At 53.7% G+C, this 15,168-nt stretch carries 11 protein-coding genes and 1 tRNA gene; 6 read left to right on the top strand and 6 right to left on the bottom strand.

Translation table 11 applies throughout. The features are described from left to right. Positions 1-10: 10 nt before the first annotated feature. The gene (gene alaC / locus ACNQ0W_RS00795) at positions 11-1,246 is read right to left on the bottom strand and encodes an alanine transaminase (protein ID WP_017383460.1); all 1,236 of its coding nucleotides are present in this window, start codon (positions 1,244-1,246) and stop codon (positions 11-13) included. A 386-nt stretch (positions 1,247-1,632) separates the two neighbouring features. Between alaC and ACNQ0W_RS00790 the strand changes: the two genes are divergently transcribed. Further along, positions 1,633-3,330, top strand: coding sequence for a sensor histidine kinase (locus tag ACNQ0W_RS00790; RefSeq protein ID WP_003861356.1), 1,698 nt, complete (start codon positions 1,633-1,635; stop codon positions 3,328-3,330). Between the two features lie 13 nt (positions 3,331-3,343). After that, positions 3,344-4,075, top strand: coding sequence for a LytR/AlgR family response regulator transcription factor (locus ACNQ0W_RS00785; protein ID WP_017383462.1), 732 nt, complete (start codon positions 3,344-3,346; stop codon positions 4,073-4,075). Between the two features lie 35 nt (positions 4,076-4,110). Here the strand turns inward: ACNQ0W_RS00785 and glk are convergent, their stop codons facing one another. Next, positions 4,111-5,076 carry a glucokinase gene (gene glk / locus ACNQ0W_RS00780; protein ID WP_003861352.1) on the bottom strand — a complete coding sequence of 322 codons (966 nt, stop codon included), beginning with the start codon at positions 5,074-5,076 and terminating at the stop codon, positions 4,111-4,113. 205 nt (positions 5,077-5,281) lie between these two features. Here glk and ACNQ0W_RS00775 point away from each other — a divergent pair, with 205 nt between their 5' ends. Continuing rightward, a complete protein-coding gene (locus ACNQ0W_RS00775; RefSeq protein WP_062933256.1) occupies positions 5,282-6,517 on the top strand; it encodes an ion channel protein in 1,236 nt (411 codons plus the stop codon). Here ACNQ0W_RS00775 and ipdC read toward each other — a convergent pair whose 3' ends face one another. Continuing rightward, the gene (gene ipdC / locus ACNQ0W_RS00770) at positions 6,518-8,176 is read right to left on the bottom strand and encodes an indolepyruvate decarboxylase (RefSeq protein WP_062933257.1); all 1,659 of its coding nucleotides are present in this window, start codon (positions 8,174-8,176) and stop codon (positions 6,518-6,520) included. It abuts the gene before it with no gap. A 186-nt stretch (positions 8,177-8,362) separates the two neighbouring features. On the opposite strand from ipdC, the gene mgrA reads away from it, so the two are divergent. Both mgrA and ACNQ0W_RS00760 read left to right on the top strand, forming a co-directional pair. Then, positions 8,363-9,361, top strand: coding sequence for an L-glyceraldehyde 3-phosphate reductase (gene mgrA / locus ACNQ0W_RS00765; protein WP_062933258.1), 999 nt, complete (start codon positions 8,363-8,365; stop codon positions 9,359-9,361). A 126-nt stretch (positions 9,362-9,487) separates the two neighbouring features. Beyond that, entirely contained in the window at positions 9,488-9,835 is a 348-nt protein-coding gene (locus tag ACNQ0W_RS00760; RefSeq protein WP_015572233.1) for a DUF2502 domain-containing protein, read from the top strand. Between the two features lie 33 nt (positions 9,836-9,868). On the opposite strand, the gene ACNQ0W_RS00755 is transcribed toward ACNQ0W_RS00760, so the two are convergent. After that, on the bottom strand, positions 9,869-11,107 hold the full coding sequence (locus tag ACNQ0W_RS00755) for an Nramp family divalent metal transporter (protein ID WP_062933259.1): 1,239 nt from the start codon (positions 11,105-11,107) through the stop codon (positions 9,869-9,871). A gap of 345 nt (positions 11,108-11,452) precedes the next feature. Here ACNQ0W_RS00755 and nupC point away from each other — a divergent pair, with 345 nt between their 5' ends. Then, complete coding sequence (nupC, locus tag ACNQ0W_RS00750; protein ID WP_003861341.1) at positions 11,453-12,640, top strand: nucleoside permease NupC; 1,188 nt, start codon at positions 11,453-11,455, stop codon at positions 12,638-12,640. 45 nt (positions 12,641-12,685) lie between these two features. Here the strand turns inward: nupC and ACNQ0W_RS00745 are convergent, their stop codons facing one another. Continuing rightward, on the bottom strand, positions 12,686-14,875 hold the full coding sequence (locus tag ACNQ0W_RS00745; RefSeq protein ID WP_062933260.1) for an EAL domain-containing protein: 2,190 nt from the start codon (positions 14,873-14,875) through the stop codon (positions 12,686-12,688). Between the two features lie 211 nt (positions 14,876-15,086). Further along, a tRNA-Ala gene (locus ACNQ0W_RS00740) sits at positions 15,087-15,162 on the bottom strand. Positions 15,163-15,168 lie beyond the last annotated feature (6 nt).

The raw sequence follows: 15,168 nt of genomic DNA, 5'->3' as shown, positions 1-15,168 counted from the left end.
TTGGTGTCCGTTACGACTCGGGTTGTTCCGCAACACTCTTCGCTGCAAGCAGGCCATCCGCGCGGAACATGCTTTTAATGCCCCGCACTGCCTGACGGATACGGTCGCTGTTTTCAATCAGCGCGAAACGCACGTGCGTGTCACCGTAGTCACCAAAGCCAATGCCTGGAGAGACGCAAACCTTGGCGTCCTGAAGCAGTTTTTTGGCAAATTCAAGAGAACCCATCGCCGCATACGGCTCGGGGATTTTCGCCCAGACGTACATGGAGGCTTTAGGCATTTCCACCATCCAGCCTGCTTCATGAAGCCCTTTTACCAGCACATCACGGCGGCGTTTGTACTGAGCGGCAATATCGAGCACGCACTGCTGATCCCCTTCCAGCGCCGCGATAGCCGCGACCTGTAACGGCGTGAAGGTGCCATAGTCATGGTAGCTTTTAATACGCGCCAGAGCGCTCACCAGCGTTTTGTTTCCCACCATAAAACCAATTCGCCAGCCCGCCATGTTGTAGCTTTTCGACAGGGTGAAAAACTCAACCGCCACATCACGGGCACCCGGCACCTGCATAATTGACGGCGCTTTCCAGCCATCATAAACGATATCGGCGTAGGCGAGATCGTGTACCACCAGCACATCGTAACGCTTGGCCAGCGCGACCACTTTCTCGAAGAATTCGAGTTCAACGCATTGTGCCGTTGGGTTTGACGGGAAACCGAGGATCATCATTTTCGGCTTCGGATAGCTTTCACGAATCGCCCGTTCCAGCTCGTTAAAGAAGTCGACACCTTCCACCAGCGGGACAGAACGCACCTGCGCGCCGGCAATCACCGCCCCATAGATGTGAATCGGGTAGCTCGGATTCGGCACCAGTACGGTATCGCCGTGATCCAGCGTCGCCAGCATCAGGTGGGCCAGCCCCTCTTTGGAGCCAATGGTCACAATCGCTTCACTTTCAGGATCGATATCGACCTGATAACGATCCTGATACCAGCGGGAGATCGCCCGACGTAAGCGTGGAATGCCGCGTGAGGTGGAATACCCATGGGTATCGGGACGCTGGGCAACCGTGCAGAGTTTCTCCACAATGTGCGGCGGCGTTGGGCCGTCAGGGTTACCCATACTAAAATCGATAATGTCTTCGCCGCGCCGACGCGCAGCCATTTTCAGTTCAGCAGTGATATTGAAAACATAAGGGGGGAGACGATCGATACGCGTAAAACGGCGTTCAGGACTGAATTCAGCCATAGATTCCTCAGAGTCACGTTAGCGCCCGGACCGTCCGAGCGACGCTGCCACCTGTGTGGCGTGCTTAGAAAATAACCTGAAGAAAAAGACGCTGTCGAGAGGAGAACGGCAAAACAATATTTTGCGCTAAAACGGGAATGCGATTGCAGTGAAAAGCGGAACTCTTATCGTGAACAGGCAGTTTTAAGCGCTACGATTTAACACAATGTTTTCAGTATCGTTACCTGACGTTTCTCCCCAAACGGAAAAGCACCGGCTTTCAGTCAAAAGCCAGCAATCCCCTTTGAGAATTATGGTTTTTCCTCATTTGATAAATCTGATGGATAGCTGGTCATCAGGCCCTATGTTTTCTATCATAGATTTTTCCCGTTTTCCCAGGCCTGACCGTGCACGAAATCTTCAATATGCTCCTGGCGGTGTTCGACCGCGCGGCATTAATGCTGATCTGTCTCTTTTTCCTTATCCGCATCCGCTTGTTCCGCGAACTGTTGCATAAATCTGCCCATTCGCCAAAAGAGCTGCTGGCCGTCACGTTTATCTTTTCGATGTTTGCCCTGTTCAGCACCTGGTCCGGCGTGCCGGTAGAAGGCTCGCTGGTGAACGTGCGCATCATCGCCGTCATGTCGGGCGGGATCCTCTTTGGTCCCTGGGTAGGGATTATCACAGGCATTATCGCCGGCACCCACCGATACCTGATTGATATTGGCGGCGTGACGGCCGTCCCCTGCTTTATCACCAGCATTATTGCCGGGCTGCTCTCGGGCTGGATTAACCGCAAAATCCCGAAAAAGCAGCACTGGCGTGCAGGGATTATCGCGGGGATGGTCTGCGAAACGCTGACCATGATCCTGGTCATCGTCTGGGCGCCAACCGTTGCGCTGGGGCTGGATATCGTCTCGAAGATCGGTATTCCGATGATCCTCGGGAGCGTCTGTATCGGTTTTATCGTGCTGCTGGTGCAAAGCGTGGAGGGCGAAAAAGAGGCCAGCGCCGCGCGTCAGGCTAAGCTGGCGCTGGATATCGCCAACAAGACGCTGCCGCTTTTCCGGCACGTTAACGCCGAATCTTTACGTCAGGTTTGCGATATCATCCGCCGTGATATTCACGCCGATGCGGTCGCCATCACCAATATTGACCACGTGCTGGCTTACGTTGGCGTCGGTGAGCACAATTATCGCGACAGCGACGACACCATCAGCCCGACCACCAGACAGGCAATTAACTACGGAAAAATCATCATTAAAAACAATGATGAAGCCCACCGGACGCCAGAGATCCACTCGATGCTGGTGATCCCGCTGTGGGAAAAAGGCGTGGTCACGGGGACGCTGAAAATTTACTACTGCCATGCGCACCAAATCACCTCCTCGCTCCAGGAGATGGCGATTGGCCTGTCGCAGATCATCTCCACCCAACTTGAGGTTTCGCGTGCGGAGCAGCTGCGCGAGATGGCAAATAAGGCAGAGCTGCGCGCCCTGCAAAGCAAGATCAATCCCCATTTCCTGTTTAACGCGCTGAACGCTATCTCCTCTTCCATTCGACTTAATCCGGACACCGCGCGGCAGCTGATCTTTAATCTGTCGCGCTATCTGCGCTACAACATTGAGCTAAAAGACGACGAGCAGATCGACATCAAAAAAGAGCTGTATCAAATCAAGGATTACATCGCCATCGAGCAGGCTCGCTTTGGCGATAAGCTGACGGTCATTTACGATATTGATGAAGAGGTCAACTGCGTGATCCCAAGTCTGCTGATCCAGCCGCTGGTGGAAAACGCCATTGTTCACGGTATTCAGCCGTGTAAAGGCAAAGGCGTGGTAACGATTAGCGTGACGGAAAGCGGTAACCGCGTGCGTATCGCCGTGCGCGATACCGGGCACGGCATCGATCCGAAAGTCATTGAGCGCGTTAAATCAAACGAAATGCCGGGCAACAAGATCGGACTGCTGAATGTGCATCACCGGGTCAAACTGCTGTACGGTGACGGGCTGCATATCCACCGCCTTGAGCCGGGCACCGAAATTGCCTTTTATGTTCCGAATGAGCGAACGCCCGTGAATGCCCCCATATCCTTATTGCCGTAGGCCGGAGTAACAGATGAAAGTCATCATCGTAGAAGATGAAATTCTGGCTCAACAGGAGTTGAGCTGGCTTATCAAAACCCACAGCCAGATGGAGATTGTTGGCTGTTTTGAGGATGGTCTGGACGTGCTGAAATTTTTACAGCATAACCGGGTCGACGCGATATTCCTCGATATTAATATTCCGTCGCTGGACGGCGTCCTGCTGGCGCAGAATATCAATCAGTTCGCCCACAAGCCGTTTATTGTGTTTGTCACCGCGTGGAAAGAGCATGCCGTGGAGGCCTTCGAGCTTGAGGCGTTTGACTATATTCTCAAGCCGTACCAGGAGTCGCGTATTATCAGCATGCTGCATAAGCTGGAAGCCGCGTGGCAGCAGCAAGCATTACCCGCCAGCGCCAGCCCGGTAGCGCGGGAAAACGACACCATTAATCTGGTGAAAGACGAACGGATCATCGTCACGCCTGTCGACGATATTTACTATGCCGAAGCGCATGAAAAAATGACGTTTGTCTATACGCGGCGTGAATCCTACGTCATGGCGATGAACATCACCGAATTCTGCAATAAACTCCCGGCCGCTCACTTCTTCCGCTGTCACCGCTCGTTCTGCGTCAACCTGAACAAGATCCGCGAAATCGAACCCTGGTTTAATAACACCTATATTTTGCGTCTGAAGGATCTGGATTTCCAGGTGCCGGTAAGCCGCAGCAGGGTGAAAGAGTTCCGCCAGCTTATGCACCTGTAGCACGTTCCCTCTCCCGCAGGAGAGGGGAATGAGCGTCAGAGGATCTGACCGAGTACCTGACGCAGATGCGCCCCGGAGCCCAGTAAGCCTGGGTTGTCGTGGACAATCAGGTAAACAGGAATGTCCTGGACATAGCTCCTGAAGCGGCCTTTGTCTTCGAAGCCGCCACGGAAGCCGGAGGCGGTAAAGAAATCGAGGAAGCGCGGCACGATCCCGCCCGCAATATAGACCCCGCCAAAGGTGCCAAGGTTCAGCGCCAGATTGCCGCCGAAACGCCCCATAATGACGCAGAACAGCGACAAAGCACGGCGGCAGTCAATACAGCTGTCGGCCAGCGCGCGTTCGGTCACATCTTTAGGTTGCAGATTTTCCGGCAGACGACCGTCTGATTTTACAATCGCCCGATACAGGTTCACCAGGCCCGGGCCAGAAAGCACCCGCTCGGCCGACACGTGACCAATCTCGGCGCGTAGCTCCTCAAGAATAATGCCCTCTTCTTCGCTGTTCGGCGCAAAATCCACGTGACCGCCCTCGCCCGGCAGGCTGACCCAGCGTTTGTCGACGTGAACCAGGTGCGCCACCCCCAGACCGGTGCCCGCGCCGTAAACGGCAATCGGTTTGCCTTCAACCGGGGCCGTACCGCCGAACTGAATCAGATGCTCTGGTTTAAGCATTGGGATAGCCATGGAAACCGCAGTGAAGTCGTTGATAATTTCAAGGTGCGAGAAGCCGAGGTTTTTCCGCATTTCGGCAATTGAGAAGGCCCACGTGTGGTTGGTCATCGCCACCCAGTCGCCGGTGATCGGACAGGCGATGGCGATACAACCGTCTTCAACGCTCACTTTATGCTCTTCCAGATAGACGCGAACCACCGCTTCCAGGCTTGGGTAATCCAGCCCTGAATAGGTTTTCGCCTGAGAAATTTCACCGCTGTTCACATCGCACAGGGCAAGGCGCGCGTTGGTGCCGCCTACATCACCTACCAAAGCATACTTTGTCATTCTTCTACTGCTCCGCTAAAGTCAGAATAAATCTTTGGGACACTGTAAATTCAAGGCGTGATAACAACAACGACCAGAAGGTGACTGCCCATGGATTATCGATCTTCGTCACATTATAACTTTACCGTTTCAGCACCTTTTGCACTATTGCCACAATGCTGATTGTGCAAAGTAACGTTAAGCCGTTTTGTACAAGGAAATCATCATGCTCCATCCGCGAGCCAGAACCATGCTGTTATTGGCTGTCCCGGCGCTGATTATTGGCGTGGCGTCGAGCCTGGTGCTCATCGTCGTCATGAAAGTGGCGGCGGTGCTGCAAACGATTTTATGGACCGCGCTTCCGGTAAAACTCGGTATCAGCATTGACTCGCCGGGCTGGATCATGATGATGCTGACCCTGACCGGGATTGCCGTAGGGCTGGTGATCCGCTATAGCCCGGGTCATGCCGGGCCGGACCCGGCACTGGAACCCTTGATTGGCGCGCCTGTCTCTCCCTCTGCTCTGCCGGGGCTTATTATCGCGCTGATTATCGGTCTTGCGGGCGGCGTAAGCCTCGGGCCTGAACATCCCATTATGGCGGTTAATATCGCGCTGGCGGTCTTTCTGGGGGCGCGTCTTTTCCCGCGCGTTGGCGCGCTGGACTGGACGATCCTGGCGTCAGCAGGCACCATCGGGGCGCTGTTTGGCACCCCGGCCGCGGCTGCGCTCATTTTTTCGCAAACCCTCAGCAGTGATCATGAAGTACCGCTGTGGGATAAACTCTTCGCGCCGCTAATGGCCGCCGCTGCGGGAGCCCTCACCACCAGCCTGTTTTTCCATCCCCATTTTTCACTCTCCATCCCCCACTACGGCCAGATGCAACTCACCGATATTTTCAGCGGTGCCGTCGTCGTCGCCATCGCCATTGCGCTGGGGATGGTCGCGGTGTGGTGTCTTCCTCGTCTGCATCGCCTGATGCACAGGCTGAAGCATCCGGTGCTGATTCTGGGCATGGGGGGTTTTATTCTGGGCGTTTTAGGCGCCATCGGCGGGACGGTTACGCTATTTAAGGGGCTGGACGAGATGCAGCAGCTGGCCTTCAGCCAGGTCTTTAGCGTCTCCGATTATCTGCTGTTCGCGCTGGTAAAACTGGCGGCGCTGGTGGTCGCTGCGGCCTGTGGTTTCCGGGGAGGTCGTATCTTCCCGGCGGTATTTGTTGGCGTCGCGCTGGGGCTAATGCTGCATGAGCATGTCGACGCTGTCCCTGCGGCGATTACCGTCTCCTGCTCCATTCTGGGGCTGGTACTGGTGGTCACGCGCGATGCGTGGCTGAGCCTGTTTATGGCGGCCGTTGTCGTGCCGGATACCACGCTTCTGCCGCTGCTCTGTATCGTGATGTTGCCCGCCTGGCTCCTGCTGGCGGGCAAACCGATGCTGATGGCATGGCGAAACGACAGGTAATCAGGCGTTATTGCGCGCCTCCAGCGCTTTGGTCAGCGCGCTCAGCAGCGGCGGAATATCGGCTTTCGGCAGCATCACCTCGATCAGCGAAAGCCGCTCATGGTGTGCCACTTTATCCAGCACCTCCGCCAGCGCTTCCGCTTCGCTGACGCGCCAGCACTCTGCCTGAGGCGCCAGGCTCAGCGCCTGCGGGATCTGCGTCCAGTTCCAGAGGGCAATATCGTTATAGCGCTGCTCCGGCCCGTGGATGGCCCTTTCCACCGTGTATCCTTCATTGTTTAGCACCAGAATAATCGGGCGCTGCTTGTCGCGCAGCATCGATCCCAGCTCCTGAATGGTCAGCTGCGCGGCGCCGTCACCCGTCAGGACAATCACGCGTCGGTTCGGACACGCCGTTTGCGCGCCAAACGCCGCCGCCAGCGTGTAGCCAATCGATCCCCACAGCGGCTGGACGATAAAGTTCACGTCCGCCGGTAAACGCAGATCGATAGCGCCGAAAGCAGACGTCCCCTGGTCAGCCAGAATAATGTCTCCGGGGCGAATAAACGTTTGCAGGGTACGCCAGAAGCTCTCCTGAGTCAGCGCCCCTTCAATAGTCGGGAACGAAAAACCGCTGTGATCCAATGGCGCTCGCGTATCTCGAACATAGGTTTTACACAGCGCTGTCAGCGTTTCAATGGCCTCCCTCATCGGGATACCCGTAAACCAGACGTCACCGACGCGGGATGCGTGGGGCTGAACCTCTATCGTCTGGTCTGGCGTCAGCTGGTGGGTAAACCCGGCAGTGAGCGTATCGGTAAAGCGCGTGCCAATACACAGCACCGTATCAGCCCCCTCGATGGCCTCTTTGACCGGCGCGGCGCTCGCCGATCCGCTGTAGGTGCCGTAAAAACCGCTCTGTCGTTCGTCAAAAATGCCCTTGCCCATCAGCATGGTGGCGTGTGCCATCGGCACCTCTTTCACCCACGTCTGAAGGGCTGCGCGCAGACCGTGGCGGAGTACGAGGAAGTCCGCTAACAGCGCGGTGCGTTTGCTCGTGGACAAGCGCTTTTCGGCAGCCTCACGGAACGCCTGCAAACAAGCTGAATCGGCCGGTGCGGGGTGCAGAGTGAGAGCGCTTACAGGGGGCGTAGCGGCTTTTTTCGCCACATCAGCGGGCAGCATCAGGTAGCCCGGACGGCGCTCCCGCAGCATAGTGGTCAGGACTCTGTCAATTTCATAGCAGGCGTTTTGTTCGGTAAGCACCGCCTGTGCAACGGTGATGGGTTCGCTCATATGATAGAAATGGCGGAACTCGCCGTCACCCAACGTATGGTGCAATAACTCTCCTCGCTGCTGCGCCGCCATACCCGGGGCCCCCACAATATGGAGGACGGGAACATGTTCGGCAAAGCTGCCCGCCACACCGTTCATGGCGCTTAACTCCCCAACGCCGAATGTCGTCAGGAGCGCGGCAAAGCCCTTACAGCGGGCATAGCCGTCTGCGGCGTAAGACGCGTTCAGTTCATTGGCACAGCCCACCCAGCAGATGTCCGGGCTGTCTATCACGTGATCGAGAAATTGCAGGTTATAGTCGCCCGGCACGCCAAACAGATGATCGGCACCACAATCTGTTAGTCGGTCCAGCAGGTAATCGGCGACGCAATAGGGGGTACGCATATTATAAGTGTCCTTCTGACGTTGACCTCACTCTGAGTATTAAATAAGCGTGAAGCGTGTCCAGAATTGGCGACAATCAGGGTCTGGAAAGAATGCTTTACGAAAAAAGCTGAGCTATGCTCATTTTCTTCAGGTTAGTGTAAACGTATACACTGATGTTTCTTTCCAGCGCCAGAGGTCTCGTCAATGGGTTATCAGCCTGACAAAAATCGTTATCAGACAATGCAATATCGCCACTGTGGACAAAGCGGTCTTAAGCTTCCCGCCATTTCGCTGGGTCTTTGGCATAATTTTGGCGACGCGACGTTACTCGAAAACAGCCGTCAACTTTTACAGCGTGCTTTCGATTTGGGTATTACGCATTTTGACCTTGCCAATAATTACGGCCCGCCTCCTGGTTCGGCCGAACGTAATTTTGGGCGCATTTTGCAGGAGGATTTCCTGCCCTGGCGCGATGAGCTGATCATCTCCACCAAAGCGGGCTACACCATGTGGGACGGGCCTTACGGCGACTGGGGCTCGCGTAAATATCTGATCGCCAGCCTGGACCAGAGCCTCAGGCGTATGGGGCTGGAGTATGTCGATATCTTCTATCATCACCGCCCGGATCCACAAACGCCGCTACGTGAAACCATGAAAGCGCTTGACCATGTGGTGCGTCAGGGCAAAGCGCTGTACATCGGTCTGTCCAACTACCCGGCAGAAGTGGCAAGGCAGGCGATTGAAATACTGGAGGATCTGGGCACGCCATGTCTGATCCACCAGCCGAAGTACTCCATGTTTGAACGTGCGCCTGAAGAGGGGTTGCTGGACGTGTTGCAGCAAAAAGGGGTGGGATGTATCCCCTTCTCTCCCCTGGCGGGCGGACAGTTGACCGATCGCTATCTGAACGGCATCCCGGCGGATTCTCGCGCAGCAAGCGGCAGTAAGTTCCTTAATCCGGAGCAGATCACCGACAAAAAGCTGGAAAAGGTACGCAAGCTGAATGCGCTGGCGGGAAAACGGGGGCAAAAGCTTTCGCAAATGGCACTGGCCTGGATCCTGCGTCACGATGCGGTGACATCCGTGCTCATCGGCGCAAGCAAGACCGGACAAATTGATGATGCAGCAGGCGTGCTTGAAAATTGTCGGTTCACGGCAGAAGAGCTGAAGACGATAGATACGATCCTGTCCAGTGCAGAATAAAAACACTTTTAGCAAAAAGTGCTCTCGTTCATGATTTAGGAGTTGAGGCGATGAAACGAATGTTTACCAACTCGTAAAATTGCGTTAACAGGTCGCACAGCGGCCCCGATCGTGAAGGAGAAGAGTATGTTCAGGTCACTGATTCTTGCAGCGGTATTACTGGCTTCGGCCCCGCTGGTCGCCAGTGCGGGCGAAATCACCCTGTTGCCATCGATTAAATTACAAATTGGCGATCGTGATGACTACGGCAGATACTGGGACGGTGGCTACTGGCGCGACCGTGACTACTGGCACCGCCATTATGAATGGCGTCAAAACCGCTGGTGGAAACACGATAACGGCTATCACCGTGGCTGGGATAAGCGTAAGGCTTACGAACGCGGCTACCGCGAAGGCTGGAACGATCGTGATGACCGCCGTGGCGGCTGGGGTCACGGAAAAGGCAGAGGCCACGGTCACGGCCATCACCATTAACAACAAAAAGGAGCCTTCCGGCTCCTTTTTCTTTTACAGGCCTGCGGCTGTGCCTATCAGCAACCACAAGTTTAACGCCACCACCACGACCACAATGGCCCACCCGGCGCGTTTCACCCACGTCGAATTAACCAGATCGCCCATCAGCGATTTATTACTGGTGAAGATCAGCAGCGGCACCAGCGCCAGCGCAATTCCGAAACTCAACAATACCTGACTCATCACCAGAATGCGGGTCGGATCCAGCCCCATCAGGATCACAACAAAGGAAGGCAGCATCGTGACCGAGCGGCGAACCCACAGCGGAATATGGAAGCGTACGAACCCCTGCATCACCACCTGCCCGGCCAGTGTCCCCACAACCGTAGATGAAAGACCCGCAGCAACCAGGCTTAAACCAAAAATAGTGGCAGCGGCATGACTCAGTAGCGGCTCCAGCGTCAGGTAAGCCTGGTCAAGATCGGCAACCCCGGTATGCCCGTTAAAGTGGAACGCGGCGGCGGCGGTCGCCATCATCGCCAGATTCACAAATCCGGCAATGGTCATCGCGATAGCCACATCCCATTTCGAGGCGGAGTAGCGCTCTTTACTCGTCCCGCCATGCAGATTCTGGGTTAATGAAGAGTGCAGATAAATGACGTGCGGCATAATGGTCGCCCCCAGCACCCCGGCAGCCAGAAAAACGGCTTCAGAGGTGGGTAACGACGGGATCACCATCCCTTTCGTCAGCTGCGCCAGATTCGGCTGGGAGAAAATCAGCTCAACAATATAGGCGGCAGCGACGAACAGCAGCAGGCCGCCGATGACTTTCTCCAGCGGTTTTTGCCCCCGCCGCTGTAGCATCAGAATCAGGAAAGTGGCGATACCGGTCAGCACGGCCCCCTGAAGCAGGGAGACGCCCAGGATAAGCTTGAAGCCGATCGCCGCCCCGATAAACTCGGCGAGATCGGTGGCCATGGCGATAATTTCCGCCTGAACCCAGTAAAACCAAACTGCCGGACGTGGATAATGATCGCGGATTTGCTCCGCCAGGTTTTTTCCGGTAGCAATACCCAGCTTCGCGGAGAGCATCTGAATCAGCATCGCCATCAGATTGGCCCAGACCACAACCCACAGCAGTTTATAGCCGAAACTGGCCCCGGCCTGAATGTTGGTCGCAAAATTACCCGGATCGATGTAGCCAATCGCGGCAATGAATGCCGGTCCCATTAATGCGAACCGCAGCTTGCGTGCCGCTCTGCCGCTGCTACTCTCTACGCGACTATTCGTCATTTCTGCCTCTGGAAATATAGCCTTTGCTATGTTTCATGCTATCAAAATGAGAATGATTATCAAGTTCATTTGTAATGGTTAACATGATTTCTCTGATAGTCAGGAACGATAGACAGGCAGGTGGAGCAAGGTCACAGAATGTGAAAATGCGCAGACATTTGTGAAGCGTAGCACACAAACTTAACTTTTCACTCATTTACCTAACATAACAAAAATGTATTGTTGATCACTATTTTTGAGACTCGTCACAGGATGTAACTATAGTGTGGGCTTGATCTCGTTTTCTTTGTGCTTGTTACATAGAATGTGCACGGAAATTAAACCTGCCTCATATTTGGAGCAAATATGGACCGCGTCCTTCATTTTGTCCTGGCACTCGTTGTCGTTACTGCACTTGCATTGCTGGTCAGCACAGACCGCAAAAAAATTCGTATTCGCTATGTTGTCCAACTGCTGGTCATTGAAGTTTTACTTGCGTGGTTCTTCCTGAACTCCAACGTAGGCCTCGGCTTCGTGAAAGGCTTCTCCGAAATGTTCGAAAAACTGCTCGGATTCGCCAACGAAGGGACAAACTTCGTCTTTGGCAGCATGAACGATCAGGGTCTGGCCTTCTTCTTCCTGAAGGTACTCTGCCCTATCGTCTTCATCTCTGCCCTGATCGGTATTCTCCAGCACATCCGCGTTCTGCCGGTGGTTATCCGCGCGATCGGCTTCCTGTTATCGAAAGTTAACGGCATGGGTAAACTGGAATCCTTTAACGCAGTTAGCTCGCTGATCCTCGGTCAGTCTGAGAACTTCATTGCGTATAAAGATATCCTCGGCAAGATGTCCCGTAACCGCATGTACACCATGGCGGCAACCGCAATGTCTACCGTTTCCATGTCTATCGTGGGCGCGTATATGACTATGCTGGAACCAAAATACGTAGTTGCGGCGCTGGTTCTGAACATGTTCAGCACCTTTATCGTGCTTTCGCTGATTAACCCCTACCGCGTGGATGCCAGCGAAGAGAACATTCAGATGTCTAACCTGCACGAGGGACAGAGCTTCTTCGAAATGCTGGGTGAATACATTCTGGCGGGTTTCAAGGTTGCAATTATCGTTGCCGCGATGCTGATTGGCTTTATCGCGCTGATCGCTGCGCTGAACGCCCTGTTTGCGGCCGTACTCGGTATCTCCTTCCAGGGTATTCTGGGCTACATCTTCTACCCGGTTGCCTGGGTGATGGGCGTGCCCGCTCATGAAGCGTTGCAGGTGGGCAGTATCATGGCAACGAAACTGGTTTCCAATGAGTTCGTGGCGATGATGGATCTCCAGAAGATTGCCAGCACGCTCTCCCCACGTGCGGAAGGGATCCTGTCCGTCTTCCTGGTCTCCTTCGCGAACTTCTCTTCCATCGGTATTATCGCTGGCGCGATTAAAGGCCTGAATGAAGAGCAAGGTAACGTTGTTTCTCGCTTTGGTCTGAAACTGGTTTACGGTTCAACGCTGGTGAGCGTCCTGTCTGCCTCTATCGCAGCACTGGTTCTGTAATTCATACCGCGCAATAAAAACCGGGAGTCCTCGCTCCCGGTTTTTTTATGCCTCCAGCGCCGTCAGGGGCAGTGGTTTGCCAATCAAATAGCCCTGCAAATAGTCCACGCCGAATCGCAGCAACATTTCGCGTTGTTCAGCCGATTCCACATATTCAGCCACCACACAAAGCGATTTCGTTTTGGCCATGTTGCAAATGGACTGCACGATCATCGCATCCATGCTGTCGGTGCAGATATCTTTCACGAAGCAGCCATCGATCTTAATGATATCGGCCTCCAGCCGCTTCAGGCGCTCAAAGTTGGCATAGCCGGTACCAAAGTCATCGATAGCAATGCGGAAGCCGTAATCCCGCAGCTGCTGGATATTGTTGATGCTGCTTCCCGAGTCAGAGAAAGCCTGTTCCTCGGTGATCTCAATGACGATATCTTGCGGCGCAATGGCGTAGCGTTCAAAAAGCGCGATGATCTCAGCCGCTATCTCATTTTGCATCAGCGTCAGCGGCATCAGATTGACGGAGAACCGCGTTCCGGCCCGTTCGGACGGATGGCTGCGCATCCACTTCAGCAATTTTTCCACCACGTTCAGGTCAAATCGGTGGCTCAGGTTAAACTGAGCAATCAGCGGAATAAAGCGATCAGGTGTAATGATCTCACCCTCGCTTTCAAGCCTTGAGAGGATTTCAAAGTACCCTTCCCCACGCGCGTTATGGATTGGCTGGGCGTAAAGGTGAAGCCCTCCGACATCAAGGGCGCGTTTTATGCGGGCCAGCATCAGCACTCTGTCCGTCGTCTGACCGGAGACATCATCCAGACTGTTGGTTAACGCCAGGACGTTATGCCCGGCACAGGATTGCTCGGAGAGCCAGCTCAGCTGACCCAGCGTATGATGCAGGCTTTCTCCATCCGGCACTTCGCCCCAGGAGGCGCCAAACTCGATGTCGAGCTCAGTCTTGTTCCAGACAATCTTACGGCTGTTCAGATGATCAACCATATATTGCAGACGTTCAGCCGTGCCCGGACCCAGCAAGACCACCACCAGCTCACTGCCTGGCAACTGGAAGAGCTTCTCATCTTTTTGCAATAACGGTTGCAGCGACGCGGTGATCATCTTTTTACAGTGTACACGCATGAGGATGCCGTAGTGACGGCTCAGAAATTCCAGATTATCCAGGCGCAGGCAGCAGATTTTGGCTTCGGGATGGTGCTGTAAAAACACTTCCAGTGCACGAATGTTAGGCAGACCGGTGAGCGGATCGGTAAGCGCCCTCTCCTGCCAGCCTTGTTTCAGCCATTCACTTTTCTGGTAGATCCGCGACATGTAAAGCAGGCAGATGGCGAAAGAGATCAGCACCGACAGGATAAAGGAGAGCGAGTGGCCCGATTCAACGCCATTAAGAAAATTATAATTATAGGTCAACAGCATGAGCGCCGAGGCCGCCCAGAGTAAAGAGATGAGCGCATAGCTCAGACGACCAATCCCCAGGGTAAAAAGAATGAAAACGATTGGCATCAAATAACCCGCAATAAACTGCGATTCAAAAGGCGCGCATAAAATAGCGATCATCGAGATCAACAGCATCAGCCACACAACGATAAATAACGCTTTTTTGTGACAAAAGAGGGGCTTCACGCTTCGCCGCCAGAATGTTCGGGCATAGCGAGGATTAATAATCATTCTTAACGGGTAATAGAACATCATGGTGAAAATCAGGGCGGCACCAATCAGACTCTGAATATCGATAACGTTATAAATTGCAGAGCCTTCGCCGAAATAGGAGGAGATTGTCACCGGGAAATCAAATAAATATCCCGCCAGATACATCGATAATTTGATGCCCACAGGCACCATAAATCCGAGCCAGAAAATACGTATGCCAATGTACTTATTCGGCATGCTGTGCCGCCAGCGCTTGCCCAGCACCAGCCGGATGACGCCACAGGCGGCGAAGACGGAAAACGTCTGACAACATAATAATACGGCTGATTGTAGCAGCGTTAAATCAAGGTTATAAATGTTAGTAACGCTAAAACCAAACAGCAAAGGAATGATTGCCCGTCGTCCAAATAACAACACGATGGCGAGCATAGCACTTAAGGGCAGCCACGCTAAATAAACATCATTTTCGCTGACGATGGCACGTGGTGAGATATAACGAGAAAAAGGAATCGCAATCAGGCTTAGCGCCAGGGCAATCATAAATATTTTTACATTATTGTAAATTTTTCTATTCATTAATCCGGATAATCTATTTTACCATCGTCTCATTGACCGGATGGATAATAGGTTTATTAATTACACGAATCAAGTTCAGGTCTATTTATAGACTTGTTTATTGATTTGGATTGAGGTGAGGTGTAGAAAACGACGTTAATTGCAACAAAAACAGTCTAAATATTTTACAAGATATAAAAAAACCCCCGTCTTGCGACGAGGGTTTAAATTTTGGTGGAGCTAAGCGGGATCGAACCGCTGACCTCTTGCATGCCATGCAAGCGCTCTCCCAGCTGAGCTATAGCCCCACATGT

It is taken from the genome of Enterobacter cloacae complex sp. 6730903, assembly GCF_048283985.1.
GTDB classification, from domain to species: domain Bacteria; phylum Pseudomonadota; class Gammaproteobacteria; order Enterobacterales; family Enterobacteriaceae; genus Enterobacter; species Enterobacter hormaechei_C.
Note: the sequence above shows the minus strand (reverse complement) of the source record. Positions and strands in the feature narration are given on the sequence as shown.